Consider the following 458-nt stretch of genomic DNA (forward strand, 5'->3'; position numbering starts at 1 on the left):
CGCCGAGCCCGCGCCATGCGCGATCAACGCTCGCGCCGCTTCAGTGGGATCGCGTTCGCCCGTCAGCATCGCGGCCTCGCCCCGATTGACGATGACGACATCGGCCCCGAGCGGCATCGAGCACCCATCCGCTAGAGGGCTGGCATTGAGTACCGTCCGACAGGAGGCGGACCGCGCGGCGTCCAACATAACGCGCGTCACGTCCATCCCGAGATTGCCTTGCAGCACCAGACTATCGCCCGCCTGCGCCAGAGCCTATGATCCGCTCAGCGTCGGCTGGGCGAATATCGCGCAGGCGACAGCGCTGACGATCTGGTTCTCGCCGGACGCGTCGATGAGGATGCTGGATCGGTCGCTCGGCAGGGGCAGGGCGGTCAGGAAGCGATCGCCTAGGCCTTCGCGCGCCAGTCCCCGCCGGATCGCCTCGGCCTCGCTGTCCTGCCCGAGGGCCGCCCAGA

1 pseudogene is annotated in these 458 nt (G+C 69.0%); it reads right to left on the reverse strand.

From position 1 onward, the window contains the following. Positions 1-255: 255 nt before the first annotated feature. Positions 256-458 (reverse strand): annotated as a pseudogene (locus tag NS365_RS24735) (ribokinase); the annotation flags it as partial.

This window comes from Aureimonas ureilytica (assembly GCF_001475935.1).
GTDB lineage: Bacteria > Pseudomonadota > Alphaproteobacteria > Rhizobiales > Rhizobiaceae > Aureimonas > Aureimonas ureilytica_A.